Source organism: Streptomyces sp. NBC_01775 (genome assembly GCF_035917675.1).
GTDB lineage: Bacteria > Actinomycetota > Actinomycetes > Streptomycetales > Streptomycetaceae > Streptomyces.
The window spans coordinates 4,126,940-4,146,281 of the sequence record NZ_CP109104.1 but is presented as its reverse complement, the minus strand read 5'-3'; the positions used below and the strand labels follow the sequence as shown (position 1 = coordinate 4,146,281).

Sequence of the window (19,342 nt, the reverse complement as noted above, 5' to 3'; positions counted from 1 at the left end):
CCGGCACCAATGAGCGGACCGGAACGCATACGGAAGGCCACTCCGTGAACGCACACCACCCCTCTCCGGCGGACGGGCCGGGCCCGTTTCCGCACGGGCCCGGCCCGTCCGCGACCGGATCCGGCCCGGCGCCCGACCCCTCGGGCGCCGCGCGGGCCGAGGACCGCCCCGCGCGGCTCTCGGTCGGCGTCGTCGGCACCGGCAGGGTCGGACCCGCGCTGGCCGCGGCCCTGCGACTGGCCGGACACCGCCCCGTCGCGGCCTCCGGCGTCTCGGACGCCTCGCGGCGCAGAGCCGCCGAGCTCCTCCCGGACGTCCCCCTCGTGGACCCGGCCGAGGTGCTGGCCCGCTCCGAGCTGGTGTTGCTGACCGTGCCCGACGACGCGCTGCCCGGCCTGGTGTCCGGGCTGGCGCAGACCGGGGCCGTCCGGCCGGGACAGCTGCTGGTGCACACCTCGGGCCGCTTCGGCGCCGGCGTCCTCCAGCCCGCGCTGCGCGCCGGAGCGCTGCCGCTCGCGCTGCACCCGGCGATGACCTTCACCGGGACCCCCGTCGACGTCCAGCGCCTGGCGGGCTGCTCGTTCGGGGTCACCGCGCCGGAGGAGCTGCGGCTCGCGGCCGAGGCGCTGGTCATCGAGATGGGCGGGGAGCCCGAGTGGGTCGCGGAGGAGTCCCGTCCGCTCTATCACGCGGCTCTCGCCATCGGCGCCAACCACCTGGTCACGCTGGTGACCCAGTCCATGGACCTGTTGCGCGCCTCCGGCGTGCAGGCGCCCGACCGGATGCTCGGCCCGCTCCTGGGCGCCGCCCTGGACAACGCGCTGCGCTCGGGCGACTCGGCGCTGACAGGGCCGGTCGCCAGGGGCGACGCGGGCACGGTGGCCGCACACGTGACCGAGCTGCGCAAGCACGCCCCGCAGACCGTCGCCGGATACCTCGCGATGGCCCGCGCGACCGCCGACCGGGCGCTGGCACACGGTCTCCTCAAACCCGAACTGGCCGAGGACCTGCTCGACGTACTCGCGGCCGGCACCCCCAAGGAGGGCCGGCCGCCCAAGGGAAGCCCGCCTCCCCAGGACGACGGCCCGCGCCCGCACAGCGAAGGCGACGGCAGGGGCGACGGCAAGGGCGACAGCGACGGCGAGGGGACCGGCGGCGAGGAGACGGACTCATGACACCCGCGACACCACAGGTCGTCGCCACCGCGGCGGGGCTGCGCGCCCTCCCGCACACCGGTGAGCGCGCCGTCGTCATGACGATGGGCGCCCTGCACGAGGGCCACGCCGCCCTCGTCCGCGCGGCACGGGAGCGGGTGGGGCCCGGCGGGCAGGTCGTCGTCACCGTCTTCGTCAACCCTCTCCAGTTCGGCGCCGGAGAGGACCTGGACCGCTATCCGCGCACCCTGGAGGCCGACCTCCTCGTCGCGGGCAAGGAGGGCGCCGATGTGATCTTCGCGCCGTCCGGCGACGAGGTCTACCCGGGCGGCGAGCCCCAGGTGCGGGTCGCGGCGGGGCCGATGGGCACGGTGCTGGAGGGCGCCGTGCGGCCGGGGCACTTCGACGGGGTGCTGACCGTCGTGGCCAAGATGCTCCATCTCACGGCGCCCGACGTGGCGTTCTTCGGTCAGAAGGACGCTCAGCAGCTTGCGCTCGTACGCCGGATGGTGCGCGATCTGAACTTCCCCACCGAGATCGTCGCCGTCCCCACCGTCCGCGAGGACGACGGCCTCGCCCTCTCGAGCCGTAACCGCTACCTCTCCCCGCGCGAGCGCGAAGACGGGCTGGCGCTCTCCCGTGCGCTGGCCGCGGGCGAACGCGCGGCCGACCGCGGCCCGGCCGCCACGCTGCACGCGGCCCGCGCGGTGCTGGAGGAGGCCGGCGGGCTGGACGTGGACTACGCGGCACTCGTGGACCCCGCGAGCTTCACCGCGATCGAGGGTGAGACCTGGGAGGGCGAGGCGGTCCTGGCCGTCGCGGCCCGTGCGGGCACCACTCGGCTGATCGACAACGTCCCCCTCCGCTTCCCGGCCACGGGATCCCCGCGATGAGCCCCGGCCCCGCGACGGGCTCCAGCGTCGGATCCGGTGCCGGACCAGGCGGCTCCGTGGGACCCCTGGCGGCGCCCGCGCCCGGCTGGACCGTCGAGGCCGACGTCGTCGTCGTGGGCTCCGGCGTGGCCGGTCTCACCGCCGCGCTGCGCTGTGCCGCCTCCGGAGCCCGCACCGTCGTGGTGACCAAGGCGCGCCTGGACGACGGCTCCACGCGCTGGGCGCAAGGCGGCATAGCCGCGGCCCTCGGCGAGGGCGACAGCCCCGCACAGCACCGCGACGACACCCTGGAGGCGGGCGCCGGGCTGTGCGACGAGGCCGCCGTCCACACCCTGGTCACCGAGGGCCCCGACGCCGTACGGCGCCTCATCCGCGCGGGCGCCACCTTCGACACCTCCGCCACCACCGGGGACATCGCGCTCACCCGCGAGGGCGGCCACCACCGCAGCCGTATCGCCCACGCGGGCGGCGACGCGACCGGTGCCGAGATCTCCCGCGCGCTGGTGGCCGCCGTACGCGAGCGGGGCATCCGCACCGTCGAGAACGCCCTCGTCCTCGACCTCCTCAAGGACGGCGAGGGCCGCACGGCCGGAGTGACCCTGCACGTCATGGGCGAGGGCCAGCACGACGGCGTCGGCGCCGTCCACGCCCCGGCCGTGGTGCTGGCCACCGGCGGCATGGGACAGGTGTTCGCCGCGACGACGAACCCCGCCGTCTCCACCGGCGACGGCGTCGCCCTCGCGCTGCGCGCCGGGGCCGAGGTCTCCGACCTGGAGTTCGTCCAGTTCCACCCCACGGTGCTCTACCTGGGCCCGGACGCCGAGGGCCAGCAGCCGCTGATCTCCGAGGCGGTGCGCGGCGAGGGCGCACACCTGGTCGACGCGGCGGGCGTGCGCTTCATGGCGGGCCGCCACCCCCTCGCCGAGCTGGCGCCCCGCGACATCGTCGCCAAGGGGATCATGAGCCGGGCCGCCGAGCAGGGCACCGACCACATGTTCCTGGACGGCCGCCACTTCGGCGCCGCCATGTGGGAGACCCGTTTCCCCACGATCCTCGCCGCGTGCCGCGCGCACGGCATCGATCCGGTCACCGAGCCGATTCCGGTCGCCCCCGCCGCGCACTACGCCAGCGGCGGGGTCCGCACCGACCTGCACGGCCGCACCACCGTGCCCGGCCTCTACGCCTGTGGCGAGGTCGCCTGCACGGGAGTCCACGGCGCCAACCGTCTCGCCTCCAACAGCCTCCTGGAGGGCCTGGTCTTCGCGGAACGGATCGCCGAGCAGCTCCAGCCCCTCCCGCGGAACGCGGAACCGAACCTGGAGCCGGTTCTTCCGGCAGCCGGCGGACGGCCGGGCGCTCTCCTCCCCGCCGGGGCCCGCACCGAGATCCAGCGCATCATGACGAACGGAGCCGGAGTGCTCCGTTCACAGCGCTCCCTCGCCACCGCCGCCGCACAACTGGCCGCTCTCGCCGCGGCGCCGGCCGGCAAACCCGCCGAGCCGGGCGTCGAGACCTGGGAGACCACCAACCTCCATCTGGTCGCCCAGGTCCTGGTCGAAGCCGCGGCACTACGCCAGGAGACGCGCGGCTGCCACTGGCGCGAGGACCACCCCGACCGCGACGACACCACCTGGCGCCGTCACCTGATCGTCGGCCGCGCGCCCGACGCACCCCTCACCGTCCGTACGACCCAGACGACCGCCTTCCCCTCCACGGCCTCCGGCCCGGAGAGCCCCCAGGCCGTCCCGCCCAAGGAGCAGCAACAGTGACCGACGACCTCCCTCTCCTCCAGATCGGCCAGGCCCCCCAGGGCGCCTCGGGCGGTGGCTGCGGCGACGGCTGCGGCTGCTCGTCGGAGGAGCCCGGCCTCGACCCGCTGGAGTGCGGCCTCGACCCCGACCTGGCGGCGCTCCTGGCCGACGCCGGGCTCGACCCCGTACACGTCGAGGACATCGCACACCTGGCCGTCGAGGAGGACCTGGACCGGGGGGTGGACGTCACCAGCGTCGCCACCGTCCCCGAAGAGGCCGTCGCCACGGGCGACTTCACCGCCCGGGAGGCGGGCACGGTGGCCGGGCTGCGGGTCGCCGAGGCGGTGCTGTCCGTCGTGTGCACCGACGAGTTCGAGGTCGAACGGCACGTCCTGGACGGCGACCGCGTGGAGCCGGGCCAGAAGCTGCTGACCGTCCGCACCCGCACCCGCGACCTGCTCACGGCCGAGCGCAGCGCGCTCAACCTGCTGTGCCGCCTGTCGGGCATCGCGACCGCGACGCGCGCCTGGGCGGACGCGCTGGAGGGCACGAAGGCCGAGGTGCGCGACACCCGCAAGACCACTCCGGGACTGCGCGCGCTGGAGAAGTTCGCGGTGCGCTGCGGCGGCGGGGTCAACCACCGGATGTCGCTGTCGGACGCCGCGCTCATCAAGGACAACCACGTGGTGGCCGCAGGCGGCGTGGCCGAGGCGTTCGCCCTCGTCCGGGCCGAATTCCCGGACCTGCCCATCGAGGTGGAGGTCGACCGGCTCGACCAGATCCCGCCGGTCCTCGACCAGGGCGCGGATCTGATCCTGCTCGACAACTTCACCCCGGGGCTCACCGCAGAGGCGGTCACGCTCGTCGCGGGCCGCGCGCGGCTGGAGTCCTCGGGGCGCCTCACCCTGGCGAACGCGGCCGAATACGCCGCAACCGGCGTCGACTTCCTGTCCGTCGGCGGGCTGACCCACTCCTCCCCGATCCTGGACATCGGCCTGGATCTGCGAGAGGAGTCCGTCTGATGCTGCTCACCATCGATGTGGGCAACACCCACACCGTGCTGGGCCTGTTCGACGGCCAGGAGATCGTCGAGCACTGGCGCATCTCCACGGAGGCCCGCCGCACGGCCGATGAACTGGCCGTGCTGCTCCAGGGGTTGATGGGCATGCACCCCCTCCTGGGCGAGGAGCTGGGCGACAACATCGAGGGCATCGCCATCTGCTCCACCGTCCCCTCCGTCCTGCACGAGCTGCGTGAGGTGACCCGCCGCTACTACGGCGACATCCCCGCCGTGCTGGTCGAGCCGGGCGTCAAGACCGGTGTGCCGATCCTGATGGACAACCCGAAAGAGGTCGGCGCCGACCGGATCATCAACGCGCTGGCCGCCGTCGAGCTGTACGGCGGCCCTTGTGTGGTCGTCGACTTCGGCACCGCCACCACCTTCGACGCGGTCTCGGCGCGCGGCGAGTACGTCGGCGGCGTCATCGCGCCCGGCATCGAGATCTCCGTGGACGCGCTGGGCGTACGCGGCGCGCAGCTGCGCAAGATCGAGATCGCCCGCCCGCGCAGCGTCATCGGCAAGAACACGGTCGAGGCCATGCAGGCGGGCATCGTCTACGGCTTCGCCGGCCAGGTCGACGGGGTCGTGAACCGGATGGCGGCCGAACTGGCGGCCGACCCCGACGACGTCACCGTCATCGCCACCGGCGGCCTGGCACCCATGGTGCTGGGGGAGTCCGCCGTCATCGACGAGCACGAGCCCTGGCTGACTCTGATCGGCCTGCGCCTGGTGTACGAGCGCAACGTCGACCGGAGCTGAGGGGGCTGCTGCCCGGAGGGGCGGTTCGGGGCCGGACGGGGAGTGGCCCGGGCCGAAGGGGCGGTCGGGTATTGGCGGATACCGGCGGGTACCAGCTGGGCGCCACGCCCGGTACCCGGTAGATAAGCACATTTAGTCGTAACTCCCCTTATCTTCGCCTCATGCCCACGCCCTGCGGTTCACGAGGCGGCGTGGCGTTCAGCGCGGACGAGCTGCGTGTGCTCGGCGGCGCCCTCGCCATCGCCCTCCAGTCCGACCCCGCTCCCGAACGGTCCAGGGAGTATCTGCGCCTCGCGCGGTCCGTGGAGGAGGCGGCGCGCGAGGGCGACAGACTGCGCGCCTTCCTGCTGGCGGACCTCGCGCGGTACCGCGAGGCCCTCCCCGGCGCCGCCACCGGCTATCTCGACCAGCTGGAAGGCGCCCTCACCGCCGGACACCTCCCACGACCCGACGACCTGGCCGCGCTGCGCTCGCTGTGCGCGGAGGCCGCCGGTGAGCGCGAGAGCGCCCGCAGACGGGCGCTGCTGCACCGCTGCGAGAGCCTCGCGGAGCGGGCCGTACGCCCCGGACCGCGGATCGTCCCCCGTGGCCGCCGCCCCTGGGACGAGAGCCCTCCGGCCCCCGTCGCGGCCGAGGAGGCGGACGAACCGGACCGCGAGGCGGAGCCCGGGAACAAGCCGGGCCCCGGCAGGCCGGCGCCCGCACGGCCGGGCCCCGCGCCCTCGCGGCCCGTCCCCACCCCGGCCGAGGTCTTCCCGCCCCGGCGCCCCTCTCCTCAGCCCCCGCAGGGGCCGGAGGCGCCGGACTCCCCGCCCGCGGGGCCGGACCCGGAGACGGAGCGGCCCGGCACCGAGGAGTCGGCGAAGCGGAGGGACCCCGTTCCCGTCTGAGGGGGCAGGGTTACTCTGGACGCCTGCTCACCGAGGAGGACGGCCATGGACTACGTCGCCGCGCTCACCCCACCGCTCGTGATGGCGGTGGCGTTCACCGCGCTCATCGTGACGATCGTCAAGAGCCAGGGCGGCGCCAACAAGGCCAAGGAAGACGGCATCGTCGACGCCGCGCTGGCCAAGGCCGAAGGCACCAGTCAAAAGCGCGGGAGCTGACCCGCTGGAAGCGCGGGGGCTGACGTGGCCCCTGTTCTCCCTAATTCCCTCGATTCGGACATTTTCCACTATTATTCTTCCGTGCCGAGGCCATTGGGAGAGCTGGAAGATGCCGTGATGACCCGGGTATGGCGCTGGAACCGCCCGGTCACCGTGCGGGAAGTCCTCGAAGATCTACAGAAGGAACGCACCGTCGCCTACACGACGGTGATGACCGTAATGGACAACCTGCGCCAGAAGGGCTGGCTCCGGAGGGATCAAGAAGGCCGCGCCTATAGATATGCGGCGGTCTCCACCCGTGCCGCGTACTCCGCAGCTCTGATGAACGAGGCGTGGTCGGCCAGCGACAACCCTGCCGCCGCTCTTGTGGACTTCTTCGGCATGATGTCGCCGGAACAGGTCGAGGTGCTGCGTGATGCCTTGCGTGTCGTACAACTGAACGGCGTCCATCTCGATGCCCCCGCCGAGGGGGGCGGGGGTCAGGAGCGATAGCGTCCGTTCATGCCAGAACGCGCACCGCTATCCGAAGTCACCATCCGCAGGGCACGCACGGCCGATGTCCCAGCGGTGCGCCGGCTCATCGACGCGTACTCCCGCGAGCGGATCCTCCTCGACAAAGCCACAGTGACGCTTTACGAGGACATCCAGGAGTTCTGGGTGGCGGAACGGGACGCGGACGCGGAAGTCGTCGGCTGCGGAGCACTGCACATCATGTGGGAAGACCTCGCCGAGGTCAGAACACTGGCGGTCGATCCCGTCCAGCGCGGAACCGGACTCGGACATCTGCTCCTGGAGAAGCTCCTGCGGACCGCGCGCTGGATCGGTGTGCGACGCATTTTCTGCCTCACCTTCGAAGTGGACTTCTTCACCAAGCACGGCTTCACGGAGATCGGCGAGACTCCCGTCGACGGCGATGTCTACAGCGAGCTGCTGCGTTCCTATGACGAAGGAGTAGCCGAGTTCCTGGGTCTCGAACGAGTGAAGCCGAACACCTTGGGCAACAGCCGCATGCTGCTGCATCTCTGAAGCCCTCCGCAGAACTGCCACCACTATGTCCGAAAGGTCCCGCCAATCCCAGCGGGCCGCAGGGCAAACTCAGCCGAGGGTTTGTGTTTCTCCCGGAAAAGCGGTTTGCTTTCGTCGGCAGTATCAGTAATCCGTTATCGATGACGAATGGGAGTAGCGGTGGCACAGAAGGTTCAGGTTCTTCTTGTCGATGACCTCGACGGTGGCGAGGCGGACGAGACCGTGACGTTCGCGCTCGACGGGAAGACCTACGAGATCGACCTCACCACCTCTAATGCCGACAAGCTCCGGAGTGCGCTGGAGCCCTATCTCAAGAGTGGCCGCCGTACCGGTGGCAGGTCCGCCCGTGGAAAGGGCGGTCGCGCCGCTTCCGGCGGCAGCAGCAGCCAGGACACCGCGAAGATCCGCGCGTGGGCCAAGGAGCAGGGTTACGAGGTCAATGACCGGGGCCGGGTCCCCGCCAGCATTCGCGAGGCCTACGAGAAGGCCAACGGCTGAGCAGTTCCGGGCCCGAGGGGCCGGACCAGGGGGCGGTGGGCCCCTCTCTTCCACCGCACTCGCCAGCAGCACGAGAGGGAGCCCGGGGCAGGGTCCCGGGTGCGCACCCGGCTCGGGAGGCCGCAGGCAGGTGGCGGCCTCCCAGGTGCCCGCCCGAACGCCGATGTTGTGACGCTGCGTTGAGGGTAACTACTCACGGTGCTTGATTTGCGAGCGCGGGCCCGGACGAATGTCCGGCTGTTCGCCGACAGCGGATGCGCGGGTCCGTATCCGTCCAAGGCCGCATGGACTGTCGTACTGAGCGGGTAAGAAGGCTCTGACGGGCCGGAAGCCCAGGTGACAGCGGGCGGAACGGGGGTGCGGAGCGGCGGTGCGCACGAGAGGCGGGCGTGTCGGTACGGGGGCGTTCGCCGTCGGCGTAGTGGATCCAGGTGAATACGCCTGGCCTGCGGGAACATCGTCTCGCACTATCGGGTTGGAACTGTTGTCGGCTGTCCGGGGCAGGAGGCGCATGATCGATCGGGTCGACCGGGCCGCAGTCGGCAGTTGGAATGAGCGGTCCCCCGTTGCGGGACTAAGCTGCGGAAGGACAGCGAGGGGAGCGTCCCCTCACTGCCTGACCGCTCTGAGGAGCGATTAACGATGTTCGAGAGGTTCACCGACCGCGCGCGGCGGGTTGTCGTCCTGGCTCAGGAAGAAGCCCGGATGCTCAACCACAACTACATCGGCACCGAGCACATCCTTCTGGGCCTGATCCACGAGGGTGAGGGTGTCGCCGCTAAGGCACTGGAGAGCCTCGGGATCTCGCTTGAGGCTGTCCGCCAGCAGGTGGAGGAGATCATCGGGCAGGGCCAGCAGGCTCCGTCCGGCCACATTCCCTTCACGCCCCGTGCCAAGAAGGTGCTGGAGCTGTCGCTCCGCGAGGCACTTCAGCTCGGCCACAACTACATCGGCACCGAGCACATCCTGCTCGGGCTGATCCGCGAGGGCGAGGGCGTCGCCGCCCAGGTCCTCGTGAAGCTGGGCGCCGACCTGAACAGGGTGCGCCAGCAGGTCATCCAGCTGCTTTCTGGATACTCGGGTGGCAAGGAAGCCGCCACGGCCGGCGGACCCGCCGAGGGCACGCCGTCCACCTCGCTCGTTCTGGACCAGTTCGGCCGCAACCTGACGCAGGCCGCCCGTGAGTCCAAGCTCGACCCGGTCATCGGGCGCGAGAAGGAGATCGAGCGGGTCATGCAGGTCCTGTCCCGCCGGACGAAGAACAACCCCGTGCTCATCGGTGAGCCCGGCGTCGGCAAGACCGCCGTCGTCGAGGGGCTGGCGCAGGCCATCGTCAAGGGCGAGGTGCCCGAGACCCTCAAGGACAAGCACCTCTACACCCTGGACCTCGGCGCGCTGGTCGCCGGCTCGCGCTACCGCGGTGACTTCGAGGAGCGCCTGAAGAAGGTGCTCAAGGAGATCCGCACGCGCGGCGACATCATCCTGTTCATCGACGAGCTGCACACCCTGGTCGGCGCGGGCGCCGCCGAGGGCGCGATCGACGCGGCGAGCATCCTCAAGCCGATGCTGGCCCGCGGCGAGCTCCAGACCATCGGTGCCACGACGCTCGACGAATACCGCAAGTACCTGGAGAAGGACGCCGCTCTTGAGCGCCGCTTCCAGCCCATCCAGGTCGCGGAGCCGTCGCTGCCGCACACCATCGAGATCCTCAAGGGTCTGCGCGACCGTTACGAGGCGCACCACCGCGTCTCCATCACGGACGCCGCCCTGGTCGGCGCCGCGACGCTCGCGGACCGCTACATCTCGGACCGCTTCCTTCCGGACAAGGCCATCGACCTGATCGACGAGGCCGGCTCCCGGATGCGCATCCGCCGGATGACCGCGCCGCCGGACCTGCGCGAGTTCGACGAGAAGATCGCGAACGTGCGCCGGGACAAGGAGTCCGCGATCGACTCGCAGGACTTCGAGAAGGCCGCCTCCCTCCGGGACACCGAGAAGCAGCTTCTCGCGCAGAAGACCAAGCGCGAGAAGGAGTGGAAGGCCGGCGACATGGATGTCGTCGCCGAGGTGGACGAGGAGCTGATCGCCGAGGTCCTGGCCACGGCCACGGGCATCCCGGTCTTCAAGCTGACGGAGGAGGAGTCCTCCCGCCTGCTGCGCATGGAGGACGAGCTGCACAAGCGCGTCATCGGCCAGGAGGACGCCATCAAGGCGCTCTCCCAGGCGATCCGGCGCACCCGTGCGGGTCTGAAGGACCCCAAGCGCCCCGGTGGATCGTTCATCTTCGCCGGCCCGTCCGGTGTGGGTAAGACCGAGCTGAGCAAGACGCTGGCCGAGTTCCTGTTCGGGGACGAGGAAGCGCTCATCTCGCTCGACATGTCGGAGTTCAGCGAGAAGCACACCGTCTCGCGGCTCTTCGGCTCCCCGCCCGGATACGTCGGCTACGAGGAGGGCGGCCAGCTCACCGAGAAGGTGCGGCGCAAGCCGTTCTCCGTGGTCCTCTTCGACGAGGTCGAGAAGGCGCACCCGGACATCTTCAACTCGCTGTTGCAGATCCTGGAGGACGGTCGCCTGACCGACTCCCAGGGCCGGGTCGTCGACTTCAAGAACACGGTCATCATCATGACGACCAACCTCGGCACCCGGGACATCTCCAAGGGCTTCAACCTCGGCTTCGCCGCACAGGGCGACACCAAGGCCGGCTACGACCGGATGAAGGCCAAGGTCAACGACGAGCTGAAGCAGCACTTCCGGCCCGAGTTCCTCAACCGTGTCGACGACACGGTGGTCTTCCACCAGCTCACGCAGGACGACATCATCCGCATCGTGGACCTGATGCTCGCCCAGGTCGACGAGCGGCTGAAGGACCGGGACATGGGCATCGAGCTGAGCACCGATGCCAAGGAGCTGCTCGCGAAGAAGGGCTACGACCCCGTGATGGGTGCCCGGCCGCTGCGCCGGACCATCCAGCGCGAGGTCGAGGACATCCTCTCCGAGAAGATCCTCTTCGGCGACCTGCGGCCCGGACACATCGTGGTCGTGGACACCGAGGGGGAGGGCGAGTCGAAGACCTTCACCTTCCGGGGTGAGGAGAAGTCGGCTCTGCCGGATGCTCCGCCGGTCGAGTCCGCCGCGGGTGGCGGGCCCAACCTCTCCAAGGAAGCCTGACGCTTCACGCCTGAGCGGGACCGACCTTTGTGGTCGGTCCCGCTTTGTTTTCGGCCCCTGCCCCTCCCCTTCCGGTTTCTTTCGGGGCTGGGGGAGCTTGAGGAGTCAGCTGAGGATCCGGATGCCGTCCGGGACACCGTTCACGCGGGGCAGGCGGGGGTTGACGCGGAGCGTCGTGAGGTGGGGGAAGGCGGCCAGCCAGCCCATGGGGACGCGGAGGTCGTAGGCCAGCCACAGGTGGGTGAGCTGGTCATGGGAGAGCCCGCCCAGGAGTTCGTCGGGTGTGAACTGGCCGACGATCTGGACCCGCGACCTCCCTCCGAGCTTCCGCAGCGCGGCCAGTTCGAAGCGGTCCGAGACGGGAAAGTACAGCCCCTCCGGGTCGAGGTGCCCGATGATCTCCTCGGCGTAGCGGTCGGTGTCGAAGTTGTGCCAGCCGCGCGCGAGTTCGGCCCGCAGCTCCAGCGAGGCGCGGTTGCGCAGCTGCGCGAGGTAGTGGATGGCGGCGTCGTCGTTGATGCGGGTCACCGTGACCGCGAGCCGGTGCGCCTCGCGGTCGGTGACCCGGGAGGGATCGGGCAGCATCTCCAGCACTATCGGCCCCACCCAGCCCAGACTGCGGGCCGCCTCCACGGTCGTCGGGCGCACCATGTGGCGCGTCTCGCGGCGGATGCGGGCGTGGGTGTCCGGATCCAGCTCCGTCACATGCTCCAGGCAGGCGGCGGCCAGCAGCCGGCGGCGGTTGCGCTGCATTCCGGTGCGGCCCGGCGCCAGCAGGCCGCCCAGCAGCTTCGCGCACTCGCCGGGGCGGGCGTGCGCGACGGCCATCCTCATGACCTCCTCCCACTCCGCCTCGTGCGCGTGGGCGAGCAGCAGATCGAAGGCGCCCTGATCGACGGCCTCCTTCGCCGCGAGGTAGTCCTGCACGGTCCGGTGGACGAACTCCACGGCGCGGTCGGACTGTTCGCGCAGCAGCCCGGTGCGCAGCAGGAGGTGGTTGAAGATGTCCTCGGGGGCGCCCTGGCCGGATGTGGAGGGGATGGCGGGCAGCTGGCGGGCGATCTCCTCCAGCGCCTCGTCCATGGTCAGCTCGACCCTGCGGTCCACGAGCATCCGGTAGGCCAGTTTGCGCAGCAGCCGCTCGCGGGCGCCGCGCTGTAGCTTCACCGCGTCGGCGTACAGCACCCGGCGCTCGGGGTCGCGGCGCTGGAGCAGCATCTCCATCGCCGCCTCGTACAGCTCCTTGCGGCCCTGGGGGAGCGAGCCGGACCTGTCGCGGTTGAGGGCGCAGATCAGGCCGCACATCAGCGGGTTGGTGGCCAGGCCGCGCAGCTCGCGGTAGAGCGGGATGGAGGCCAGCAGCCGATCGCGGTACTCCTCCAGGCGGCGGTGGTCCTTGCCCTCGTCGTCGCCGGCCGCCGCGTGCCAGGCGGTGATGAAGGCGGCGACCTGGTCGCGGTTCATCGGGGCCAGGGCCAGTTCGTCGAAGCCCTCGTCGGCCAGCCAGTTGGGCTCCACGGCCGAGGGACGGGCGGTGACCAGGCAGAAGTTGCCCGAGTAGATGCGCATCAGCCGGCGCAGCTGGCCGCGCAGGGCCGTGCGCTCCGACTCGGGGGCCTCGTCGATCCCGTCCACCAGCAGCAGCCCGCGCTCTTCGGTGAGCACCCTGGCGACCCAGCCGTCGGGCGCCTCGTCGGCCAGGGGGTGGCGTATGGCCCGCAGGAAGTCATCCGGTGGTGGGAAGCCCTCGCGGGCGAAGCGGCGCACGGGCAGCACCAGCGGGATACGGCCGCGCAGCGACGCCAGCTCCGGCGGCAGCGCGTCGCGTGCCGTGGAGACGGCCAGCCACTGCACCAGCGTCGTCTTGCCGGAGCCCGCCACGCCGCGCAGGAGTACCCGTTCGTGTCCGCCCAGGGCGCGGTCGGCGGGCAGCACGGGCTCGCCGCTGTCGCCGTCGGCGCGGGGCGGTGCCGTCTCGGTCCGGTCCTCCGGATTGTCGAACTCCGCGCTGAGGCTGAGGTAGGTGGCGTCCAGGGACCAGCTGTCGGGGGTGTTGGGGTTGGGCAGATCGATGCCGTAGATGGTCACGCGGTTGTACTGCTCGACCACCGAACGGGCGTAGCGCACCTCGAACTCGGCGTCTATGGCGGATGGCTCAGGACGGCCGCGTACGGCCTCCACATCGTTCAGGTCGATCAACTGGCGAATCCGGTGGGCGCGTTCGGGCATCCGCTCGGCCAGGCGCGGCGAGCGGCGGATCAGGTGGTGCAGCAGATGCAGGCAGACGGTGACCAGCAGCCGGTCGTGGAACCAGGCGGCGTCCGGGCTCAGCTCCCGGTCGGCCCCGGGCACGGCGGAGCGCAGCTTGCGCGCGAAGTCCTGCGGGCCCAGGCGGACGGCCTGCACATCGGTGGTGTCCAGCTCCCCGGCGATCCAGAGCGTGCGGGAGAGCACGCCGGCGACGGGCGCCTCGTCCTGCGGCAGCAGCCGGTAGCCGGACGCGGTGAGCGCGACCAGCTCCCCGACGAGCGACAGCAGCGACTCGTAGGACATCGGTGGCGACTCGCCCCTGAACGAGACGAGCCGGGCGAGGAGTTCGTCCTCGGTCTGGGCGTTGTCGGGGGTGGCTTCGACAGGTAGGAGGAGCTGGCTGACGAGGGGATCGGCGACGGTGGACGCGAGGCGGACTGCGGGATCCATGGCGTGCGGGCTCCCTGACGGGGGCAGGGGGTTGACTGGTCGAGATCCAGCCTAGGCCGCCTGTGTGGATTCGGTCACCCTGAGTTCGCGTCAGGCTCTGCGGGGGCGGGGGATGACGGTGACCTCGATGTGTGGGGGGAGTTGGGTGAGGTCGAGGCGCTTGTCGGGGCGGAAGAGGGTGAGGTGACGGAGGCTCGGAAGAGTTCCTGACGTCGCCAGATCCGTCTCGGCGCGCGGCTCGGTCAAGGAGAGGTGTGTCACCGACGGGAAGTCGTCCGGGTGCAAAGAGCACCGGACGTCCGCGTCCAGGTGCAGCGCGGTCAGGCCGGTGAGGGGCCGGGGCGGCCTTTCCGACTCCGTGAGCGCCCACCCGTCAATGGACAGGAACTTGATCCCGGGGTGTTCGGCGAGGGCCTGCCAGTCGTCCTCCTCCAGCACCGTGAACCCCGACGTGTTGAAGTCGAAGCTCAGGCTCCGCAGTTTCGGGAACGCCGAGAGGCCCGACAGGTCCGGCACATCGTGCGGCATGTGCAGGGTCTCCAGGCGCGGCGCGGGCGGCAGTCCGTCCCAGCCGGGCCACGGGACCCCCTCCTTGATGTACAGCAGCTCCAGCTCGGTCAACCGGCCCAGCTCGGCCAGCTCGGGCACTTCCTCCAGCGCCAGCGCCCTCAGCGGCAGCAATTCCAGCGGGGACAGGTCCCGGATGTGCGGGCAGTCGAAGAAGTGCAGTTCCTCAAGGTTCGGGAAGGCCCACAGAAGGCTCAGGTCGGTCAGCACCGGGTTGCGGGCGATGCCCAGCATCTTGAGCTTCCCCACCGGGGCGGCGTCCAGGATCTCCTCCAGCGTGAAGTCGCCGGTCATCCGGACGCGTTCGCTGCCGCCCAGCTCGCTCCAGCGGGCCAGCTCCTCGCGGGTGCGTACGACGATGAGCGCGGCGGGGCTGCGCTTGAGATGGCTGATGATCTCCTCGGCGTACGCGTCGGTGTCGAAGCGGTCCCAGTGCCCGCCGAGCTGGTCGAGCACCGCCCGGTCGGGGTGGGAGCGGAAGCGGGTGAGGTGGACGAGCGCCGCGTCCGTGCCCAGCTGGGCCGCCGTGTGCGCCACTGCCTGTGCCTCGTCCGTCTCCAGTCCCTCCGGCCCTGGCAGCAACTCCAGCACCACCGGCCCCACCTGGACCAGCGCCTTCGCCTCGTCCAGGCTGCGCGGCGGGATGAGGGCCTGGGCGCGGGTCTCCACATCGGCGCGCACCGAGGGGTCCAGCTTTGTCGCGTGCTCCAGGCACGCCATCGCCAGCAGGTGGAGGCGGGTGCGGACCTCGGGTTCGGTGTCGCCGCGCTCGACCAGGCGGCGCAGCAGACGGGCCCGTTCGTCGGCGCGTGCGTGGGCGACGGCCATGCGGATCACGTCCTCCCACTGGTCCAGGTGCGCGTGCCGGGCCAGCAGGTCGAAGTCGCGCTCCTCCACGGCTGCCTTGGCGCCCAGGTAGTCCTGGAAGGTGCGGTGGACGAATTCCACAGCCCCGTGCGCCGGCTCGCGCAGCAGCCCCGAGCGGACGAGGAGGTGGCGGAAAATCTCTTCCGCCGGGCCCTGTCCCGCGGCGTACGGCATCGAGGGCAGGACGCGGCCGAGCAGGTCGAGCGCGTCGGCGTGCTCCATCTCGGAGCGGCCGTTGCGGATCAGCCAGTACGCCAGCTTCTGGAGCAGCTCGACCTGGGACTCCTCGTCCAGCTCGATCGCGCCGGGCTGGGTGTGCATCGCGCGTTCGCGGTCGCGGCGCTCCAGGAGCATGCTGAGCGCCGCGTCGTAGAGGGCCTTGCGCCCGCGCGGCAGGAAGCCGCGCCGCTCGCGGTGGAGGGCGCAGATCAGGCCGCACATCAGCGGGTTGGTGGCGAGCCTGCCCAGGTCCGGCTTGGCGCGTACGGCGTCGCGCAGCGCCTCCTCCAGTTCGCCGCCGGCCTCGGCGGCCGTGTGCCAGCGGTGGATGAACACCTCCACGTCGGCGGGGCGCATCGGGGACAGGGACAGCTCGGTGAACTCCTCGCGGCCCAGCCAGTCCTCGCGTACGGCGGAGGGACGGGAGGTGACGAGGACCAGGTTGCCGGAGAACGCCGCGATCAGGTCGCGCAGCCAGCGGCGGGTGCGCTCCCGCTCCTCCTCGGGTACCTCGTCGATGCCGTCGACCAGCAGTACCCCGCGCCCGGCCGCCAGCACCCGGTCCGCCCAGCCGGGCGGCTGGGAGCCGGTCAGCGGGCAGCCGACGGCGGCCAGGAACTCGGCGGGCACCGGCAGTTCGGCCCCGCCACGGGTGAGGCTGCGCAGCGGCAGCACGAACGGGATCCGGCCGATCAGGTGTGCGAGCCGTCCGGTCAGCTCGGCCTGGCGCGCCGTGGTGACGGCGAGCCACTGCACCAGCGTCGTCTTGCCGGAGCCCGCGATGCCGCGCAGCAGGACCCGGTGGTGGCCGGAGAGCGCCTGGTCGACGGGCTGCGGCTCGGCGGCGGCCTGCCAGGCGGGGTCGTCGGTGCCGGGCCGCTCGACGGACGGGGCCGCCTCCAGGCTGAGGTAGGCGGTATCCAGCGGCCACTCGCTGGCCTGCTGGAGGTCGATGCCGTAGATGGTCAGCTTGCAGTGCTTGTTGGCGATGTAGCGCGCGTAGCTCTGCTCGAACTCCGCGTCCCGCGCCGACTGGGAGGGGATGCGCTCGATGAGGACGTCGACGAGGGTGATCAGCTCGCCCAGCCGGCGGCTCTGCTCGACCAGGGTGCGGGCGACAAAGGTGGAGCGCTGGGTGAAGAAGTGCAGGATGTGCAGGCAGGCGGTGTCCAGTACCCGGTGGTAGAGCGTGTCCTCCGCCGGGGTGGGGTCCAGGTGCGAGGGGTGGGGGCGCGGGTGGCTCGTGGTGGCCTGGGCGTGCAGGGCGCGGGCGAAGTCGGTGTGGCCCAGGTGGACGGCCTCCACGTCGCTCAGGCCGATGTCGCCGAGCGCGTGCAGGGTGAGGGCGAGCCGCTGGACGGCCCGCTCCGTCTCGCCGGGAGAGGGCGCCTCGTGCGGCCCGATGTCCCGTACGGCGCGGCGTACCAGCTCCGCCGCGAGCTTCTCCAGGTCCCGCTCGGTGAGGGTGCGCTTCTCCCCGGTGAAGGAGACGAGGCCCGAGATCCGGACGGGGGCCTCCACCAGCCCGGCCCCGGCTCCCTCCGCCACGAACAGCTTCTTGACCAGCGGCGCCACCACGCCGGAGGCGATCCGCGCCCCCACCACCCCGGCATCCATCCGCTTACCCCCGCCACCCGGCTCGGCCAACTCCCCGCAGTACGGGGTCGCTTACGGCGAGCAGCGTAGAACGATCAGGTCTCCGCGTCGATGACGGCCCGGGCGGAAGCGGCCTCCTTGGCGGACTCCTTGGCCATGTCCCTGGCCGCTTTCCTGGCCAGATCCTTGGCCGTCCCCTTGGCCAGGACCGGGGTCGGTGGCATCGGCCGGGACGGCGCGGGCGATCCTCCGTCGTGAGGCAGGGGCAGGCAGCGCGCACAGCGGCAGGGCGGGAACGAGAGCGGCGGTGGCGGTCTTTCGGGGTCCCTGGGCGCCACGGTGGTGCGGGGCAGTACGCGGACGCGGGTGCCGTCCGGGCGTACGCGGTACACGCTGATCGTCATCATGCGGCGCCGCCCGGAGGGGACGCCGGGACCTGGAGCCGATGGACGGCCTGACGCATGGTCGTGCTCCTGCGGCGGCTGGTGCCTCGCCCGGCGGCCCGCCGCCGCCCGTCTGCGGCGCGGGACACGGGGCACTTGCTGGCTCCAAGCCTTCCGCCGTGGGAAGGGCGGAAGTACCCCAAGGCGGGGTACTTTTCGCGCGTGCCCCGCTTGACGGGCGCTCCGGGCGCTCCGGGTGTTCCTGGCCCTCCGGATCTCCCGGACGCGCCGGACATCCCGGCCCCGTCACGCAGACGGCTCCAGGCCGAACCAGGTGTTGAGGGAGCGCACTTCCTCTGTCGTGCGGCGGTACTTCATCATCAGCAGCAGGGCCGTGTCCCGCGCCATCGGCTTGTAGCGGGTGATCTGCGGGGATGCCCGCCGCGCGTGCTGGAGTTCGCGCAGGGCACGCTCGCGCTTGCCCGCCGCGAGGTGCACGCGGGCCGCGTTGATGTGCCAGGCGCTCACCCTGGTGGGCGGGAGGGTGCCGGGCAGGCGCGTGGTGCGGATGAGGCGCTCGGCCTCGGACATGTGCTGGAGTTCGAGCCGGGCCTGGATCTCGTGGATCGCCAGGTTGCCGGAGCCGAACACCAGGGTGTGGTGCCTGCGGTCCTCCCCGGTCGGCAGCCGGCCGAGGAGCGCCCCGGCCTCCTCCAGATGGTGCGCGGTGGCCTCGGCGTCGTACATCCTGGCCGCTATCGTCACCTCGCGCAGCCGCATCCCGCCCAGCACGGTCACGAAGGCCGCGTCGTCGGCCGCCGGGGCTGCCTCGCTCAGGCGTTCGCGGGCCACCGCCATCGCGCGCAGCCCCGCGTCGTACTCGTGTGCCGACTTGAACGCCTCGACCCGCTTGTAGTCCGCGAGCGCCACCAGCAGCGGGTCCCCCGCCAGACCGGCCGCCCACCGCAGCCGGTCCTCGACCTGGCCGCGCAGGTCGGGGTAGCCGAGGCGGTAGGCGAGGGTGTGCGTCAGGTCGTAGGCGAGCGCCAGCAGCCGGGCCGCCTGCCGGCGCTCGGCCGCGTTCTCGCGCAGGTGTACGGCGGCCGTCAGCTCCTCCAGCAGCCCGGCCAGCCCGGTGCCCAGCTGCGTCAGGCGCCCCGCCAGGCGGTAGGTGGAGGCCATCCGCAGCTCCGCCTTCAGCACGGGCAGCGGACGGGGCAGCTGGAACCAGTCGCCGGGCAGATCCCAGTGGCGCAGCGCGGCGCGTACGGCGGTGATCGGCGCGTGCACCCGGTCGTCGCGCGGCTCACGCCGGTAGGGCTGGCCGCTCAGGTCCTCGACCGTGGTGCGCAGGGCACGCGCGACGGCGGTCAGTACCCCGGCGGTCGGCAGCCGCTCGCCGCGCTCCACCTTGCGGACGCAGCCGAGCGAGAGATGGGCGTGCGCGGAGAGACCGTGCTGGGTGTAGCCCGCCATTTTGCGGTGGGCGGCGATCCGCGCTCCGATGTGGGCGTCATCGGGCTGGGGCATGGTGGTGATCCCGTTCCGTGAGAGACACCTGCAAAGTACCCGGGTGGTACGGACCTGATGTTGCG

At 71.6% G+C, this 19,342-nt stretch carries 15 protein-coding genes; 11 read left to right on the top strand and 4 right to left on the bottom strand.

Going from position 1 to position 19,342, the window contains the following annotated elements:
* Positions 1 to 44: 44 nt before the first annotated feature.
* The 11 genes from OHB04_RS18420 to OHB04_RS18370 all read left to right on the top strand — a co-directional run bounded on the left by OHB04_RS18420 (position 45) and on the right by OHB04_RS18370 (position 11,415).
* Positions 45 to 1,175: a Rossmann-like and DUF2520 domain-containing protein gene (locus tag OHB04_RS18420; protein ID WP_326807826.1), complete on the top strand. Its 1,131-nt coding sequence runs from the start codon at positions 45 to 47 to the stop codon at positions 1,173 to 1,175.
* Positions 1,172 to 2,047 (top strand): pantoate--beta-alanine ligase, encoded by an 876-nt coding sequence (gene panC, locus OHB04_RS18415; RefSeq protein WP_326688789.1) that lies wholly within the window; start codon positions 1,172 to 1,174, stop codon positions 2,045 to 2,047. Before OHB04_RS18420 ends, panC begins: the two co-directional genes overlap by 4 nt.
* Entirely contained in the window at positions 2,044 to 3,816 is a 1,773-nt protein-coding gene (locus tag OHB04_RS18410; RefSeq protein ID WP_326807825.1) for an L-aspartate oxidase, read from the top strand. Before panC ends, OHB04_RS18410 begins: the two co-directional genes overlap by 4 nt.
* Positions 3,813 to 4,820 (top strand): carboxylating nicotinate-nucleotide diphosphorylase, encoded by a 1,008-nt coding sequence (nadC, locus tag OHB04_RS18405; RefSeq protein ID WP_326688787.1) that lies wholly within the window; start codon positions 3,813 to 3,815, stop codon positions 4,818 to 4,820. Before OHB04_RS18410 ends, nadC begins: the two co-directional genes overlap by 4 nt.
* Complete coding sequence (locus OHB04_RS18400) at positions 4,820 to 5,617, top strand: type III pantothenate kinase (RefSeq protein ID WP_326688786.1); 798 nt, start codon at positions 4,820 to 4,822, stop codon at positions 5,615 to 5,617. The genes nadC and OHB04_RS18400 overlap by 1 nt, the downstream gene beginning before the upstream one ends.
* Before the next feature lie 161 nt (positions 5,618 to 5,778).
* Positions 5,779 to 6,507: a hypothetical protein gene (locus tag OHB04_RS18395; protein ID WP_326807824.1), complete on the top strand. Its 729-nt coding sequence runs from the start codon at positions 5,779 to 5,781 to the stop codon at positions 6,505 to 6,507.
* Between the two features lie 45 nt (positions 6,508 to 6,552).
* Positions 6,553 to 6,723, top strand: coding sequence for a hypothetical protein (locus OHB04_RS18390; RefSeq protein WP_326688784.1), 171 nt, complete (start codon positions 6,553 to 6,555; stop codon positions 6,721 to 6,723).
* Positions 6,724 to 6,804: 81 nt separating this feature from the next.
* Positions 6,805 to 7,215, top strand: coding sequence for a BlaI/MecI/CopY family transcriptional regulator (locus OHB04_RS18385; protein ID WP_326688783.1), 411 nt, complete (start codon positions 6,805 to 6,807; stop codon positions 7,213 to 7,215).
* 9 nt (positions 7,216 to 7,224) lie between these two features.
* Positions 7,225 to 7,749, top strand: coding sequence for an amino-acid N-acetyltransferase (locus OHB04_RS18380; RefSeq protein WP_326688782.1), 525 nt, complete (start codon positions 7,225 to 7,227; stop codon positions 7,747 to 7,749).
* 159 nt (positions 7,750 to 7,908) lie between these two features.
* On the top strand, positions 7,909 to 8,247 hold the full coding sequence (locus OHB04_RS18375; protein ID WP_326688781.1) for a histone-like nucleoid-structuring protein Lsr2: 339 nt from the start codon (positions 7,909 to 7,911) through the stop codon (positions 8,245 to 8,247).
* 642 nt (positions 8,248 to 8,889) lie between these two features.
* Entirely contained in the window at positions 8,890 to 11,415 is a 2,526-nt protein-coding gene (locus OHB04_RS18370) for an ATP-dependent Clp protease ATP-binding subunit (protein WP_326688780.1), read from the top strand.
* Positions 11,416 to 11,520: 105 nt separating this feature from the next.
* Here OHB04_RS18370 and OHB04_RS18365 read toward each other — a convergent pair whose 3' ends face one another.
* From OHB04_RS18365 to OHB04_RS18350, 4 genes are all read right to left on the bottom strand, one after another.
* Positions 11,521 to 14,115 (bottom strand): NACHT domain-containing protein, encoded by a 2,595-nt coding sequence (locus OHB04_RS18365; protein ID WP_326688779.1) that lies wholly within the window; start codon positions 14,113 to 14,115, stop codon positions 11,521 to 11,523.
* Positions 14,116 to 14,205: 90 nt separating this feature from the next.
* Entirely contained in the window at positions 14,206 to 17,385 is a 3,180-nt protein-coding gene (locus OHB04_RS18360) for an NACHT domain-containing protein (protein ID WP_326807823.1), read from the bottom strand.
* A 74-nt stretch (positions 17,386 to 17,459) separates the two neighbouring features.
* Positions 17,460 to 17,588: a hypothetical protein gene (locus OHB04_RS18355; protein WP_326807822.1), complete on the bottom strand. Its 129-nt coding sequence runs from the start codon at positions 17,586 to 17,588 to the stop codon at positions 17,460 to 17,462.
* A gap of 465 nt (positions 17,589 to 18,053) precedes the next feature.
* Positions 18,054 to 19,277 carry a helix-turn-helix domain-containing protein gene (locus OHB04_RS18350; RefSeq protein WP_326807821.1) on the bottom strand — a complete coding sequence of 408 codons (1,224 nt, stop codon included), beginning with the start codon at positions 19,275 to 19,277 and terminating at the stop codon, positions 18,054 to 18,056.
* Between the last annotated feature and the right edge of the window lie 65 nt (positions 19,278 to 19,342).